Raw genomic sequence first — 15,839 nt, forward strand, 5'->3', positions numbered from 1 at the left:
AGGCATGTGGCGTCCCTGGGCTAAAGCCACAGGGTTTTCATCTCACCCACTATAACATTTGAGGCAACGGACGAGGAAAAAGAAACCCTCAAAGCTTATTGCGAACAGGAGGGTAGAACGCAAACTGACATACTTAGAAGCTATATCCGGAGCCTCAAGCGAAAGATTAGGGCTGACGGCACTTAAAAGTGCATCGCATTCCTGAGGGCAGTTCCGTGGGCGGGTTTCCCGACTTGAGGAAACTGCCCGTCCCCACACCGCGTATTATATGGGCTTTCTGCTCCAATACTGTAAGGGACGCGGAAAGTGCGCGTTCAGATAAAGTGCTCCTGCGCCTTTGCTATTGCACCCTCTGATTTTTGGTCACGCATTGTCCACTTCGTACTGAACCACACGAGTGCAATGTTTATCTGGAAGACGCAAGTCGTGTATTCGTTGTAATGTGCAAGTTCAATTAAAGAAGTGTAAGACCCCGTCAATGCTGTGAGGAGGTGCCTTCTTGTTCGCGCCGCTGTACTTTGAATCCGTCAGTGGGGAACAACAAACACTCACTAGTTAAGGTTTTGCACAATCGCTCAAAAATCATTTGGTTGTGACTCCTTGTGTGACAAATAGCAGTCATGTCGTGCCTGCTCTAGGCTCGATTTTGTTGAGATATTCAATAATTGCTGCTTCGACAAGCCGACCTTTCCACATTGCCTGTTGCCGAGCGAACTCGTGTAACCTGTGGGCGACAGCTTTGTCTATGTATATGTTTACGTTGATTCTTTCTGTTTCCGTCGCTCTAGCCATATACTTGAAAAAAAACTTACCAGTATTGATAAATACATTTATAACTTGAAATTCTAGTAACTGCAACGTCATGATAGAAATTTGTTACTCAGTAGATGATTATGGATGGTGACGCCCGAAACAAGTTAGCACAAGCTATTAGGGGAGCTAGGGGAGAGAGAAGCCAGAGGAGATTTGCAAAGGACTTAGGTGTAAGCTATGTGACTATACAACTCTGGGAGCGCGGAGAAGTTATCCCAGATTTGGGTAATTTGGAGGCGATTGCCACCTCTCGCGGACAAACTCTTGAGCAGTTGCTTGCCGAAATTAGAGGACAAGCACCTGAAGTAACCCATAAACCAAAAGTGGCGGAGGATGTTATCCCTACCGCCAGACAGTTATCCAAAAAGGAGTGTGTTCGTTTGATTAAGCTTTTGGTTGATGAGGTAAGTGGAGGGTTTCAGTCGTAGCTACTTTGTACAATTTGCTCAAGACATTTGACGACTTCTTCAAATTTATCCTCATCATTCTGAAAAAACCAATCTGTGAACGCTTCCAACACTTCTTTTTGTGTGTAGCCTGCTGTAAAAGCAGTATCTACAAACACGAAAACGCACTCCCTAAGAGTGCGCCTGCGCTCGCTGGAAAATAATTCCTGAAAAGGATTGTAGATTTCGGCACCCTGAGAATTTTTGATTTGCATCGTCTCTTAGTCTGCTGTACTGTTGACACTCCCACGGCTATGTGAATATCGCGCTACGCGCTCATTCCCACGGCTAGCCGTGGGATTCTTGGTTCAACGAGCAACCTTGACGCTCCCACGGCTACCACATTTTTGCTCCGAGACAATGTAACATAAAGCCGTGGGATTCTGGCATAAGCGTCCCCAATCCCCGTGGATTAGTTTTTCATCCAGTTTGGGGCTGCGCCAAACAGCCCATTCTTTGAATCGGACAAAGCTATTGCAGCACATAAGTTCTTTACCACTAAAAAACTTGCCAAACCCGTTTTTGGGAGCTACTACCGCAAGGTTGTTCTGTCCTCTATCACAGCCAATCCTGTTAGTTGCATCAACTTGAGGAACTTCCTCGGTTACAGCAAACTAAGACATACCACTTATTCCGATGTTTGATGATTTTGGCACTGCCTCTTTCAATCGTACCGTCAAAAATTCCTTCCAAAACTGGTTGCCAGTGCTTAGACGCAACTTCAACAGGAACACGTTTTGTTCCTTTGATGGTCGGAAAACTAACGCCCTCTCGTAGTTCCCACTTTGTGCAATGCCCAGTTCTGATTATTTACCTCTGGCGGCAGTCGCTTGAAGGATTTCGCCTTTTTCCCAGCATCAGATGTGGTGTGTCGAATGACTTGATTAGACAGCGCAGACATGAGACGAGTTTGAACCTTAGAAGTTGTTAACTTTCGCCTCTGGTGGTAGAGGAATAGTTAACAACCAATTAGGTGACATACTCCCGCACTGACAGCAAGCTGTACAGTGCAGGCTTCTCAGCCAATCCAGCTATTGCTTAGGAGGCGCTGAGCTTTGTTTTGAGTCCACGGAATGCCCTACCGCAGACTTTGAATTTCTTACCTTGTACCCTACAAGTTTTACTGCCCTGGACGAGATGCTGGCTTATTTGCGCTATCGGACAAACCAATCGGTAACTTGTATTAATCAAGATGTGCCTACTTACTTTAATGCTGTGCAACGGAGACGCTTACCAATAATCGCAATGCTACTGGACAGAGGCTTATCAGACACCAATTTGGGTGAAGCAAACCATCTACATTGTAACAGGAAACACAGAGATTGGCGATTCGTCGCCCACCCCACTCTCTCAACGAGTAGTAGTCGTTATTGGTCGGGGCGGGGGTCTAACACGAAAAAATCTGGCAGCCTTAATGCAACGAGTACCCGTATGTACCGACGAATCAACAAACAGCTATGTTGCCAGATTTTTAGGGGACAATGCGTCGGGTGGGACTCTTTATCGCCCAAAAATTCATCTCATCACCTCCCTTCGGGTAGGTGAGAAGCTTCTTTTTGTTTTAGCTAAGTCTGTTGCCTCAGCAGTCATTTCTTCAAACAACTGTTCCTTTGTTTTATTCAATTGCGAAAACTTTAGCTTAATTGTTCGCGTTACTCGTTTCAAGTCCACGAACCTCCTTAATACTTATATTTTACCCACATGAGTAAGACAAGATATCAAGTTAACGCAAGCTTTCGTTAAGAAATTGACGGGCTAGCGCATTTGCCACGCATTCATCCCACCCCTAAAAGAGGATGGGCTTTCTGCTCTCGACACTGTAAAATTGGAATTATTTATTTGTCAAGGTTCGGTTATTTTTTAACTAATGGGCGAGTACACTCTCACGTTGCAAGCTAATTCTTGTAAGCCTACACGCTCGCCCTCACTACTGTTTCGGTAGTTGACCGAAACATAAGGTAGAGGGCAGCGTGGACTGAAAGAAGATGTAGTCGTCGCACGTTTACGAACGCGAGTTCGTGCGCTTTACGCTCACTCGCCCGCCCCACTGTTTGCCAATAGCATTCGGAAAAAACGCTTTGCGATATCCGTAAGGATTAGTGGGCACTTCACCCAAAAGCAAATAACTCACTATAAGCGGTTGTTTCGTAATGGGTATGAGGTGTCACACCCTTCACCGAAAGCTGTGAAATTTTTACAGCCGGGGAATGAGTTAACAGCTATTGAGTGCATAAAAATCTCTAGTCCCCCTTATGAAATATCAGAAGCGGTTGAAACCCGCTCAACACAAACGACTAAGGGAAGCTGGAACAATGGACACCAAAATTTTACTTGAGCAATGCCAACTGGTAAACTTTCAAAAAGGTAAAAAAATCACAATTCTCGGAGCAGGTATCGCAGGTTTAGTAGCAGCATATGAACTCGAACGCCTAGGTCATGAAGTTGAAATTCTAGAAGGTAGCCCACGCATCGGTGGTCGAGTATGGACACACCGCTTCGGTAATTCCCCAGATGCACCCTACGCAGAACTCGGAGCAATGCGTATCCCCAGCGAACATGAAATGACACTGCATTACGTACATGAAATGGGACTGTCTGACAAACTGTGCAAGTTCATGACAGTGTTCGAGGAAAGCAACGCCATGATGAACATCAACGGGCAAGTGCTTCAGATGAAAGACGCACCCCGTGTCCTGCAACAAACAGAAGGTGGTATCTTTTCTGACACACGCTACAGTGAAAAAACCCGCTTGTTTGCTGCTTGGCTCAAAACCATCATCAATACTATCGCTCCTGGTAATCTCCGTTCTGAATTTGAACGCGACTTGCAATCTCACTTAATGGATGAATTAGAGCGCTTAGATTTAAATCCCTACTTCAGCGAAGATGGCGAAACGATTGATTTGAACTCCTTCCTAACTCAAAACCCAAGCTTCCGGGCAAAGTGCTCTCAAGGATTGGATATTTTCCTGGGTGACATCATCACAGAAACCAGCCACGACTTGTTGCAACTCAAAGGTGGGATGGATCAACTCATCCAACGTTTAGCGGCTTCAATAACTGGTGAAATCAAGTGTAACTCTGAAGTTGTGGCGCTGCGCGTGCAATTTGACCACGTCCAAATCACCTACAAAGAAAACGGTCAGTTACATACACGTCGTTGTGACTATGTATTATGCACCATCCCCTTCAGTGTACTCCGTAAGATGGAGTTGAGCGGCTTTGATGATGATAAGCTCGATTCCATTCACAACACCGTCTACTGTCCCGGTACCAAGGTGGCGTTTCACGCTCGCGAGTCCTTCTGGGAAAAGAATGGCATCAAAGGTGGTGCTTCCTTCAGTGGTGAGGGCGTGCGTCAAACATACTACCCAAGCGTGAAGTTCAACCCCGAACGTGGTAGCGTGATGTTGGCGAGCTACACCATCGGTGACGATGCTCAACGGATGGGCATGATGTCCGAACAAGAGCGCTTTGACTACGTCCAAAACACTGTCAGCAAGATTCACCCCGAACTGAATGAACCTGGTATGATTTTAGACAAAGCGTCCATCGCCTGGGGCAACTACAAGTGGAGTGCTGGCGGATGCACGATTCACTGGGATGAGGCTGATGGATCTGCGAGTTACCTCAAAGCCCAAAGACCCCAAAACACCCTGTTCTTTGCTGGTGAACACTGCTCTCGCTTCCCCGCATGGTTACAAGGTTCGATTGAGTCTGCTGTTGAAGCGGTCTACGATATTGTTAAGCATAAGCCTGCTCTACAATCCACTGCTATTCCTGTTGCTGTGACTGTCTCTGGTAAAAATCGTCAATTGGCAGCAGTTGGAAGTGCTTGGTAGTCGAGCACGAGCACGTCAATATTAAAAAATTTAACAATTAACTGTTCATTTTTAATTCAGCTAAACCCTTTTTGTTATGCCTCGCGCGTGCGGGCTTTTTTTATTGAGTTCCAAGGTCCTTAAAGGGGGAAACAAAAATCCCCACACATCTCTACATTCGGATGCGTGAGGGAATGGGGAACAAGAGGGATAGAAAAAGTGACTTTTGAATCTCAGATTTTAGTTTTCCCATCGGGAATTTTTTCGTTGACCATGAAACGCAGGATGCCACAAAAAACCCCCAAGTCCCTATCGACAAACGCAGGATTAGATGATGGGGCGTGGGGGGGGAAATTTTTCAACTCCCAACATCCATAAGCAAAGCTGATAGCTGATAAAAGAAAACGTTCAGGAAAACCCCTTGATTTTGTAAACGAATGTAAACTATTATGAAAATAAGCAAACAAACATTTGCTTACATACATACTTAAACAACTGCAATCATAAGAACCATGACAACTGCATTACAACGTCGCGAAAGCGCCAATGTATGGGAGCGGTTTTGCGAGTGGATCACCTCCACCGAAAATCGTCTCTACATCGGTTGGTTCGGCGTCCTGATGATTCCTACCCTGCTATCCGCAATAACCTGTTTCATCATCGCCTTCATCGCAGCCCCCCCCGTAGACATCGACGGAATCCGCGAACCAGTAGCAGGTTCCTTAATGTACGGTAACAACATCATCTCTGGTGCTGTTGTTCCTTCCTCCAACGCCATCGGCTTACACTTCTACCCCATCTGGGAAGCAGCTTCCTTAGATGAGTGGTTGTACAACGGTGGTCCATACCAATTAGTTGTTTTCCACTTCCTGATTGGTGTATTCTGCTACCTGGGTCGTGAGTGGGAATTATCCTACCGCTTAGGAATGCGTCCTTGGATTTGCGTTGCATTCAGTGCACCTGTTGCAGCAGCAACCGCAGTCTTCTTGATTTACCCCCTCGGACAAGGTTCCTTCTCTGATGGTATGCCCTTGGGCATCTCTGGAACATTCAACTTCATGTTAGTGTTCCAAGCAGAGCACAACATCCTAATGCACCCCTTCCACATGCTGGGTGTTGCTGGTGTCTTCGGTGGTTCACTGTTCAGTGCAATGCACGGTTCTTTGGTCACTTCTTCCTTGGTTCGTGAAACAACCGAAACCGAATCTCAAAACTACGGTTACAAGTTCGGTCAAGAAGAAGAAACCTACAACATCGTTGCTGCTCACGGCTACTTTGGAAGACTTATTTTCCAATATGCTTCTTTCAACAACAGCCGCAGCTTGCACTTCTTCCTGGCTGCATGGCCTGTCATCGGTATCTGGTTCACCTCACTGGGTATCAGCACCATGGCGTTCAACCTCAACGGTTTCAACTTCAACCAATCGTTGATTGATTCTCAAGGTCGCGTGATTGGTTCTTGGGCAGATGTGCTCAACCGTGCGAACCTGGGTATGGAAGTAATGCACGAACGTAATGCTCACAACTTCCCTCTTGATTTGGCATCAGCTGAAGCTGCTCCTGTAGCACTCTCTGCTCCTGCTATCAACGGATAATATCTAAGATTTAGATCAGTAAAAAGCGCTCTCCTGAAAAGGGGGGCGCTTTTTGCATGCTTTCAACTTGGTATCCATGTACCTCTCCTAGTGGTTTTTTACATACAATTCGGGGTGGGGATGAATACGGCGGTTCTCATTTGAATCACACCACCACAAATAATGTAGAGCACGTAAATGCTACGTCTCAGAGCGCGAGTGTGTATTGCACCCAACACCAGAAGCGGAAACGAGCGTCAGTTTCAACCGACTTAAGCTAGAAACCAGCCGTAGATAAAAAATCACACAAGTTAACACATTCACTCCCCGTGTCCACCACCCATAGCCCATCCGGCTGACAATAATAGTCCTTAATTCGCCTAGTTGATTTCGCTTCTGCCAATTGTGCCAAGTCCTCATCACTTGGTTGAGGATAACTCGGTAATGGTTTCCCCCAATTCTCTGGTTTTCTGCCGTTCTTGCACGCCGCTACAAATACTGCTTCCGGGGAATCAACTCGCTTCCACGTACGTAAAGCTTCTTTAAGGTAGGCTAAAGCTCCTGGTACATTTCGCCAAAACTTGTTGATAACCGCTATTATCTCCTGATTGAGGCGAAAGGCTGTTGCACATGGGATTTGACGCAGTTGGTTACAAATTTCTCTGACATCTTCTTGAGGAGGTTTTTCTACAGGTTCCGAGGCGGGGGCGGAAAGTGTGTCCTCATGAGTCAATGGCTGTGTTGATGAGCAGCTATGATTTTGTTCTTCAACGAAGCGCAGAATCGTGGATTGTTCTACATTGCTTGGCGAACGAGTCTCTATCGTTTGTTCAATCGTTTGTTCAATCGTTTGTTCAGTCGCCGAATAACTAGGCGACCGAATACCGGAATTTAACTGCATATAATGGAACAAATCGGACAAAGATTCCATTATTATGTACTTGACACCAGCCGAAGCGCAAAAAAGATATGGTTACCACCCGAAGACCTTGACTAGATGGGCAGATGAGGGAAAGATTCAATATATCAAATCACCGGGTGGACATAGGCGGTATTTGATTGAATCTATTGAAAAGCTGGTTGATAGAGTTGACCAGCGACCCATTATTTTATATGCACGAGTTTCTACTACCTCCCAGAAAGATGACTTGGCGTCACAAATTGAATACTTGGGGAAGAATTACCCGTCACATCCTTGGGTAATGTCTCCGAATTTTCTTCCACAAAATCTTTATCCGCAGCAGCATGTTGTTGTGTAGAGAATTCTTCTGTAGAGAAGTCTTTGATATGATTTGCTCGATCTGAGCAGATCGATGTGTCAGAATTGCTCACATCGATTTGCTGATTTTGACAAATCCTGTCCCACAAGGCTTTCACGTTTTCAAGGTTGATTGTGTACCAGTTTGCCTGATACCAGGTGTGTTGACTATGGCGATGAACATTAATGAGTTCTAGTTGTCTGAGTTTACCAATGGCTCTCCTGATAGTAGACATCTTAAAGAAGGGGAGTTTTTCTGCCCAACCTTCTAAGGTGAGGTAAAACCAGCGTTGTCCATCTCTGAGGATGTGTTTGGAATTCTGAGAAAAGTAATGAATTTGTTGCAGGATGATTGCTGCTTCTAGTCCAATTTCTCTGGCGACTAGAGGTGGAATGAGTAAAGGTTTTTCAGGTGTGATGAGTTTACAATTCTTCTGGGTCTGGGGCTGTTTCTGTGAGCGAACTGAATTGAGGTTTGTTGAGATTTCGGGATTTGGTATCATATGGGTATGGAAAAATGCATTTTGCCCCTCTAGTAGCTTCAAAACTTCCAGTGGGGTTATTTTTATACTTTACCTCCGGTTGAGGCTTGCGCTCCCGATAATCAATCACTACTTTTGCAAATTCCAATTCCTCCTGGGAAAGAAAATAAAACTTCACTTGTTGACCACGTGCACCTTGTTTCCTAGAAGTCAACTTTAATCCCAATTGGTCTAGCAGAAGTGCCAACAGCCATATCGGCTGACACTTAGAAGGAATAGTAAAACCTAAAATCGCCTTAACGTGCGCCGCACACTGTTTGGCAATTTCGACCATTCTCAGCAACTCAGGCGAGTGAGCAGTCACTTCCTCCCCATCTATTAGGCGCTTGAGAATCTCAGGTAGTCCCAAACTGGACAACAACACCCACCGCGCCGAGTAATTCCCCCAGTCCATGCACAACGGCAGCTTATTTCTCTCCTGGCGGTCTTTTTCTGCCACAAATTCTGGTGGTGCTGGGTATATTCTTCCGGTACCTGTATCTTCTATTACACCATCTGATTCTGCTAGAATTGCTTCTAAATTGGAAATCGCCCGAATCAATTTCCCACCATTATCTTTCTCAACCAGTGACGGAGTGACTTCCATACCATACGCTTCCTGAATGCGGAATTTTTCGCATTCATAAATTTCCTCTGGTTTTAGGTAGTCTTTACGCATACGCTTGCGGTACTCGCTAGCTGAAATATCTTTCGCCCCTGCAACTGCTGAGTAATAAGCAGTGTCCAATGCAACAGCGGCATCTTTCAGACGTTTCTGAGCAAGCTCATTTCTTTCTGCGCCCATGGGGATAATTTTGTTACCCATTTCGGTCAACAAGTCAAGCAAATCAGCTCGCAACCTGTTCATTGATTCGTTTCGCTGAGCCTGTATATCACAGTAAGCTTGCAACGCCCAATCTTTTTCTGCACCCCGCTTTCCTGTTTCTCTGTCAATCCGCAGCAGGAAAGCTGTCATTTCATTGGTTTGCAGCAACTGCTCTTTAATTTTCGTGGCGTTAGTTTCAGCATATCCAAAGGGAGGGCGCGGCGCGACCCAAACGTGCATCGGTACTTTTGGACGATAGCGGTGCAGATGTTGAGCGCATTCGGTCGCCGTCTGCGAAATCCCGTGAAATGCCCCAAAAACCACGTCAAAATGGTAATCAGGTAAATCTACCCCTGTTCCTAGGCTAGGCGAGGTTAAAAGGGCATCTACATTCTTGACAGCGTTCGTTATGTCTTTGATGAAAGCAACGTTTTCTTCGCTTCCAGAATTATCAGAGTGAATAGACCACACCTTTAGTTGTCGGTAGCTGTCTTGAGCTGAACCGTCATCCACCCGCACCGACACATTTAACGATTTTTCAAGTTTCTTAATAAATCTTTTCGAGTCAGAAGCCACCATAATTTTCTGCCCCACCATCAGCGCCGCCGAAATTTGGGCAACTAAGGCAGAAGAATCATCACCCTCATACCAATAAATCAGGCGTGAACCATTCTTCCACTGATTTTTGATAATGAACGGTTCTTCATCTTTGGGACGCATTGCCCGGAAAAAGTCCACCGTTACGTCGTCCATATGCGCGTCAGCAATAACGACCAATTGCGCATTATACACGATATACTCCAGCACTTCCAAAATGGTAGCCCGATGCTGCTTACAAGTTTTGCTGTGCAGCAGGTGAGTCAGGTACTGGCAAGCTTCATCAATAAACACGCAGCCATAGATTAGGGCTTGGGTGTTGAGCTTGTGTAAGCTGTCAATAGTTATGCTGAGGGCAGTCGCTTTCGTTAACTCTCCATAACGCAAATCTGAGTACATTTGCGTGTTGAGGCGTTGAGCCAAATTTTTCAGCAAATTCACCCGATGCCCGTTATTGAGGAATTGCTCATGGGGATGCTCATCGCGCCAACGTCGCATGATTTCGGTTTTACCCGTGCCCATGCCACTGCTTAATACTACAAAACCAGACTGCGGTAGCCGAACTGCTTCTGATAAATACTTGACATTTACATCAACATGTGGTTTGTATTTCTTGCTCAGCCGTCGGCTACGACAGTGGAATGAGCGCTGGTAATCACGAAATGCCTTGGCGTCTTCTATGATCCCAGTCAGTAGAGTATTCGCTCGCTCACTGGGGGAATGACTAGAAAAATCGGGTAAATCGAGTTCCTCAAGGTTCGACTCGTTTTCTTGTGCCAATGCGTTGCCAATCGAAACCACAAAGTCATCAACACCTTTTTCTGGTCCTGGCAGTAATGCGACCTCACAAAAGCAGCCCACTGCCTCAATTGCTTGGGCAGTACGAATGGTCGCTTGGAACACCGCCCAGCGGGTTTTGGGTTTGGTTTCGTAGTCGAAAAGGACAATGAATTTGCGCCCCGGTTTCGCCACTGGCATAAGGTCGGGATGCAGCTTTTCGTTGAAATCCCTTTTGCCAACGCGTCCGTTCCATATCCCCGGTAGGGAGATCGCCACAAAACCCAAACTTAAAAGACACGCCGCTTTTTTCTCGCCTTCTGTGAGGATGATGGGGATTTGGGGGTGATTCACCACCCAAGCCCAAAAACCAATCGCTTCTCCATCAACGGTTGTGACAATTTCCTCTGGCATTGGGACGTTGTAGCGGTGAGCAACCATTTCCCAAATCTCTACTGGAACCCGCAGGTAAGTCACACGGTTGGGCGTGTTTATCGGTGACTCGTATTTCACCTGCTTGTCGGTCTGCTTTTGGGTGATTTTGTCCCATCCCCAGCGTGGATAATCCGGTTTAAACCGTCCCCACTCCATTGGTTCCCAATTGTTTTGGGGATCAAGTCCCGAAACCCACCATCCCCCGTGACAGGCGTGGGCGTACTGATATAAGTACTTGTCCCGTAACCGCCCGTCGTTACGTCTGGCGGTCTGGGGTAGGGCGTAGACCAAATACTCGTATACGACTGTACCAGTAAGTGAACGAACATTCAGGGCGGTGAGTGCTGGTGAAACGGCTGAATCAACGACCCATTCTTGCTGATGGCGTTCTGTTAGTTGATGCTGATCTTGGAGTTGTTCTTGGTTTTCTGGAAAAATACAACTGTTCATGATACTTCCTTTGGTGGTGAAGCATCTGACTCTAGATTTTCTTCCGATAGTTAAAGTTGTTAAGCAAGAAAGTCGATCTACTTTGCCGAACAGGAGTGGGATGAATTGCATTTCCCCCAAAAGGGAAGTGCAAAAGCTGTTAACTAAGATGGCACTGCGTAAATATACGTAAGTAAGCCAAGATTGGTAACTCGCCCTCAAGATTGTTTCCCAACCTCCCAACGGGGCACACGCGAACTACTGCTTAACAATTTGTCTACAAGACGCAGTTTCTAGCCCTACGGCTTTGTCACACCAAAATTGACGCTTAAACTCTTCCTTAACTCAAGACTTCCATCTGCTTCCGGAACTTTTGTAGCCACAAATGTATCACAATAGATATAGCGCGTTACAACGCGAAACCATTGTAGGAGTGCCTTCCGCTTCCATGCCCAGAGAACCGATAACGACACTGGCTTCTGGGAAAAGGCAAAATAAACTGATTTTTTAGACCCATCCGAGGGGGGACGCCTCTTAGATGTAAAATCAAAATGCCTGCGGAGACGGTCTGGCGGGGAGTAAGTCATGGGGCTGCTCTAGTTAAGAGTCTAGGAAACAGGAAGAAAGGTGTAATAGCACGGCAATAGCGCGCGCTGTGGAACAACTTTTAAGAATCCTTTCGGCTTTAGCCAAGGGAGTACGTCAAGGTGGAAGAAAATGAAGAGCCAAATGCCTTTCGCAATTTCTTAAAAAAAGGCATATGATTCTTCCACCCTTGTGTGCTAACATGTAGTCAACAAGGGTGGGTTGGGTTGTTAACAAAGCCGTGATATTAAGCGAGCAACCGTTTGGTACTGTCACCTCTCACAGTTCGAGTACCGAAATTGGTTAGATCTATGTGTTATAGAAACTCACCTAATACTTCTGACAATGTCATAACCGCTTCTCTTCAAAACCCAGACAATCATTGATGTCGGTTTTGATTGACGTTTCAACGGGAGCATGGGAGCAGGTATCCGCTCTACAACACTTGGACTAAAGTTAGACAGAATGGAACACTGTTAGACCGTAGCCCGGATTGCTTCTTGCTTCATCCTGGCAGTGTCGGCACTCACCAGTCCACAAGCTTAAATTCGGATAGAGCTTATCCTATTTCAAATTGTATGTTCCGTTTTTTATTGACATGTTGTCGTTAGATTAACATTTTTCTGGTATTTTTCAAAGAGAAATTGCTGAGAAGTTTTGCTCTCTCGTTTCCATGCTCCGCTGGCGAGTAAACATTGCTTCAGTTGCATATCGCATCAATTCTTTGAGTCGCGCTCCGTTTTTGTTCTAGAACCAGGGATACTCAAGGTTTGGACAGCACGACGTAAGGTTTGTTCGCCGCGTCGGTCATATCTTGCAGTCAAATCTGGCGATGCATGACCAGCCAGCCTCTGGACTGTAGAGATGTCTACACCAGAATCGAGCAGTTCGCTTATAAAAGTTCTGCGGAAATCATGAGCCGAAAAATGACCTACCCCCGCTTGTTCACCGCGTTTTTGCAAAATGAACAGCACCGCCTGGGGCGTTAGCCGTCGCAGCACCACGCAGCCGGCTTTGTTGACATGGCACAGCAGGGAACCGGACTCCTCACCTCGGATCCCAAGCCAGTCTTGTACGACCTCAATTGCTGCATTCGGTAAATACACCGTGCGGTTTTTCCCTCCTTTACCACCCCAGACTTTTATCGCACCAGTGCTCTTGTCAAAGTCATTCAAGTTTAAATTCACGACTTCGCGCCGTCTCAACCCCGACCCGCGCAGAATCGCTATCAACGCCGCATCCCTAAAACCTCCAGGAGTCGGGTCATCAAAGCACACTTGCATCAAATCGGCGATTTCTTTTGACGCTAAAGCGCGTCCCTGTAACTCACTACATACCTGAACACTTTTGATATCGACAGCACGGGCAAAATCTTTGGCGTCTATCAATTCCAGCCTTAAAGCTTCTTTTAAAACTCTCCTCATCGCACACAGCATTTTATTCGCTGTCGCAGGTGCATACTTTTCCATTAAAATAGTACGCACAAGTGCTGTATGCTTATAACGTAGTGCCGTCCAATCCAGAGTCATGGCATCACAACTCCCATTGGTTAACACCCCAGCAATTGTATCTAAGGCTTGCCGCATCGCCGGACGCGACCCCGGTGCCAGTCCGGATAAATACACGGCTGTGGGATGTTCGGTTAAAGGTGGTGGCGCATTGAGTGCCAAGGGGTTTTTGAGTGCACTCGTTGTCGTGGGTGAATCGCTCATCTACTTACTTGAAACGAAATTCAGGGCAGGTAAAGTCTGGTAAGCCATGAAATCATTCTCTCACCCTTTGGTGTATCACGATGATTCACGCGGGAGTATCAATTAGTTGGTGCTGAGTAAGCTGTCCCCGAGGTTCAAGAGCCAATATATTGGGGAAGTCCTTTTCCAATGTCGTTGGATTTCTTAGGGCTACTGAAAATTTCCGCTCTAGAAGTTTGTGGCGAAAGCCTCTGGCTAGAAGCCAGAGGTAAGCTTACCGAAAAAAAAGGGCTTGAAACTGTAACTTAATTTCTGGACAAAGCTACCCATTACTACTCATTTTTGGGTAGATCACAGATGAGTTGGTCAACAAATTGTCTTAGCCGTTCTTGCCAATTGGGGACGGTTTTTAATTGCTCACTTTGACCTTCATAGCCTCTGAAGCCAATCATCTTCCCTAGAGGTCGTTTGAGCTTTCTTGTATATCGATGGGGATTATTCTTTTCAAATGGCATTGACACGAGGGTTTTATGCTTGTTATCATGCATAATAACACATTTTAGCTTCTTCGCCGTAAGCCCCGCACCATAACTGTACTCAGTTTGGTGACGGCATATAAGGTGGGCAAGACGAATTGACATCCGACCTATGTTGACCGTAGGTCAACGCGGGAGTGATGTCGATGAGGAGTTGCCTATCTCCGTATTGAAAACTAGTAACCGAAGTTTAATCCGGTTTGTTTTGTGACTCCACATATTTCTTCAACATTTCAACAGTTACGCCGCCACAGGAAGCAATAAAGTACGATCCGTTCCAAAGTACGTCCTTGTGGTAGAACTTATTAACTCTGTCAGGAAATTCTTTGCGTAGATAACGACTAGGGCGTGTTTTCAAACTCGTTATATCCTAAGATATAGGCGATCGCTATGTTGCAATAATGAACCGAGGAAACTTAAGTAACGAACAGTGGGAAAAGTTAAAATTCTTACTTCCTCCCCAAAAACCCAGAACGGGTAAGCCAAGTAAAGACCACCGGATGATTATTAATGGCATCCTATGGATACTGAGGACTGGGGCACCATGGCGAGACTTGCCAGAACGTTATGGACCGTGGGAAAGTGTCGCTACACGGTTTTATCGATGGCAAAAAGCCGGAATCTGGAACCAAATTCTAGAACAGCTGCAAGTGATGGCAGACCAAGAAGAAAAATTGGATTGGCAGGTTCACTACGTAGATGGAACAGTAATACGCGCCCATCAGCACGCAGCTGGTGGAAAAAAAGGGGTGAAGAAGAAGAGAAACTAGGTCGTTCTCGCGGGGGTTTCAGTACAAAAATACACATTCGGTGTGAGGGGAAAGGTAAACCCATAACTTTTATTCTTAGTCCAGGTCAGAGAAACGAGTCAATTTTTCTAGAACAATTGATGGAACAAGGCTCAGTTAAGCGTTCTGGGAGAGGTCGTCCACGTTTGCGCCCCTTACGATTAGTTGGAGATAAAGGTTACACAGGTCGTAGAATACGTAATTACCTTCGCCGCCGTGGTATCCGCCTCACTATCCCACGACTCTCAAATGAACCACGACGAGGTCCGTTTAACCGTGAAATCTACCGTCAACGCAACGTTGTTGAGCGCGCTATCAACCGAATCAAACAATTTCGTCGCATCGCCACCCGATATGAAAAACTTGCTGCCAATTATACAGCCATGATAATGATCGCCTCCATTATTCTGTGGTTATAGTTTGAAAACACGCCCTAGGGTCATCGCAGTTAATCCTGCATACACATCTCAATTGCTTGCATATCGTGACGAAATAGTCTTTACTGACTGCGATCTGCGTTCATACTGGGACGCTGAACATTCGCTTAATGTTGACCGCGATATTAACGCGGGAATCAACATTAAGCGCGTTGGGCTGGGACTTTTCCCAACGTTAAAACGCCGTAAAGGGAATCCGGTAGTGAGTGACTAAGAGCAAACTCCTTAAACCTCGTCAATTCGAGTGTAGGGGAGACTCGTAAAACAGAGTAAAACTCCATAAAACGGTGTAATTTATTGTTGTC

General features: G+C 46.0%; 11 protein-coding genes and 3 pseudogenes. 5 read left to right on the forward strand and 9 right to left on the reverse strand.

The window, feature by feature from the left end; translation table 11 throughout:
• Positions 1 to 618: 618 nt before the first annotated feature.
• Positions 619 to 864: a hypothetical protein gene (locus DP116_RS18180; RefSeq protein ID WP_169156514.1), complete on the reverse strand. Its 246-nt coding sequence runs from the start codon at positions 862 to 864 to the stop codon at positions 619 to 621.
• A 29-nt stretch (positions 865 to 893) separates the two neighbouring features.
• On the opposite strand from DP116_RS18180, the gene DP116_RS18185 reads away from it, so the two are divergent.
• Positions 894 to 1,241: a helix-turn-helix domain-containing protein gene (locus DP116_RS18185; protein ID WP_071654301.1), complete on the forward strand. Its 348-nt coding sequence runs from the start codon at positions 894 to 896 to the stop codon at positions 1,239 to 1,241.
• Here DP116_RS18185 and DP116_RS18190 read toward each other — a convergent pair.
• Together DP116_RS18190 and DP116_RS18195 are read right to left on the reverse strand one after the other, a co-directional pair.
• Positions 1,232 to 1,474 carry a hypothetical protein gene (locus DP116_RS18190; RefSeq protein WP_169156515.1) on the reverse strand — a complete coding sequence of 81 codons (243 nt, stop codon included), beginning with the start codon at positions 1,472 to 1,474 and terminating at the stop codon, positions 1,232 to 1,234. The genes DP116_RS18185 and DP116_RS18190 overlap by 10 nt on opposite strands.
• A gap of 545 nt (positions 1,475 to 2,019) precedes the next feature.
• The gene (locus DP116_RS18195; RefSeq protein ID WP_169156516.1) at positions 2,020 to 2,160 is read right to left on the reverse strand and encodes a hypothetical protein; all 141 of its coding nucleotides are present in this window, start codon (positions 2,158 to 2,160) and stop codon (positions 2,020 to 2,022) included.
• A 1,411-nt stretch (positions 2,161 to 3,571) separates the two neighbouring features.
• Between DP116_RS18195 and DP116_RS18205 the strand changes: the two genes are divergently transcribed.
• Both DP116_RS18205 and psbA read left to right on the forward strand, forming a co-directional pair.
• The gene (locus DP116_RS18205; RefSeq protein WP_169156518.1) at positions 3,572 to 5,101 is read left to right on the forward strand and encodes a flavin monoamine oxidase family protein; all 1,530 of its coding nucleotides are present in this window, start codon (positions 3,572 to 3,574) and stop codon (positions 5,099 to 5,101) included.
• A gap of 491 nt (positions 5,102 to 5,592) precedes the next feature.
• A complete protein-coding gene (gene psbA, locus DP116_RS18210) occupies positions 5,593 to 6,675 on the forward strand; it encodes a photosystem II q(b) protein (RefSeq protein ID WP_169156519.1) in 1,083 nt (360 codons plus the stop codon).
• 256 nt (positions 6,676 to 6,931) lie between these two features.
• On the opposite strand, the gene DP116_RS18215 is transcribed toward psbA, so the two are convergent.
• Positions 6,932 to 7,585, reverse strand: a complete 654-nt coding sequence (locus DP116_RS18215) for a hypothetical protein (protein WP_169156512.1) — start codon at positions 7,583 to 7,585, stop codon at positions 6,932 to 6,934.
• Between the two features lie 4 nt (positions 7,586 to 7,589).
• Between DP116_RS18215 and DP116_RS29445 the strand changes: the two are divergent.
• Positions 7,590 to 7,724: pseudogene (locus DP116_RS29445) on the forward strand (helix-turn-helix domain-containing protein); the annotation flags it as partial.
• A 58-nt stretch (positions 7,725 to 7,782) separates the two neighbouring features.
• Here the strand turns inward: DP116_RS29445 and DP116_RS29450 are convergent.
• The 5 genes and pseudogenes from DP116_RS29450 to DP116_RS18245 all read right to left on the reverse strand — a co-directional run.
• Positions 7,783 to 8,415 carry a hypothetical protein gene (locus DP116_RS29450; RefSeq protein WP_169156513.1) on the reverse strand — a complete coding sequence of 211 codons (633 nt, stop codon included), beginning with the start codon at positions 8,413 to 8,415 and terminating at the stop codon, positions 7,783 to 7,785.
• A complete protein-coding gene (locus DP116_RS18230) occupies positions 8,336 to 11,518 on the reverse strand; it encodes a plasmid replication protein, CyRepA1 family (RefSeq protein ID WP_169156520.1) in 3,183 nt (1,060 codons plus the stop codon). Before DP116_RS18230 ends, DP116_RS29450 begins: the two co-directional genes overlap by 80 nt.
• Positions 11,519 to 12,798: 1,280 nt before the next feature.
• Positions 12,799 to 13,794, reverse strand: a complete 996-nt coding sequence (locus DP116_RS18235) for a tyrosine-type recombinase/integrase (protein ID WP_169156521.1) — start codon at positions 13,792 to 13,794, stop codon at positions 12,799 to 12,801.
• Positions 13,795 to 14,105: 311 nt separating this feature from the next.
• On the reverse strand, positions 14,106 to 14,321 hold the full coding sequence (locus DP116_RS18240) for a hypothetical protein (RefSeq protein WP_246275687.1): 216 nt from the start codon (positions 14,319 to 14,321) through the stop codon (positions 14,106 to 14,108).
• Between the two features lie 178 nt (positions 14,322 to 14,499).
• Positions 14,500 to 14,676: pseudogene (locus tag DP116_RS18245) on the reverse strand (IS200/IS605 family transposase); the annotation flags it as partial.
• 34 nt (positions 14,677 to 14,710) lie between these two features.
• Between DP116_RS18245 and DP116_RS18250 the strand changes: the two are divergent.
• A pseudogene (locus DP116_RS18250) lies at positions 14,711 to 15,516 on the forward strand (IS5 family transposase).
• Positions 15,517 to 15,839 lie beyond the last annotated feature (323 nt).

It is taken from the genome of Brasilonema bromeliae SPC951, assembly GCF_012912135.1.
In the GTDB taxonomy this organism is placed as follows: Bacteria; Cyanobacteriota; Cyanobacteriia; order Cyanobacteriales; family Nostocaceae; genus Brasilonema; species Brasilonema bromeliae.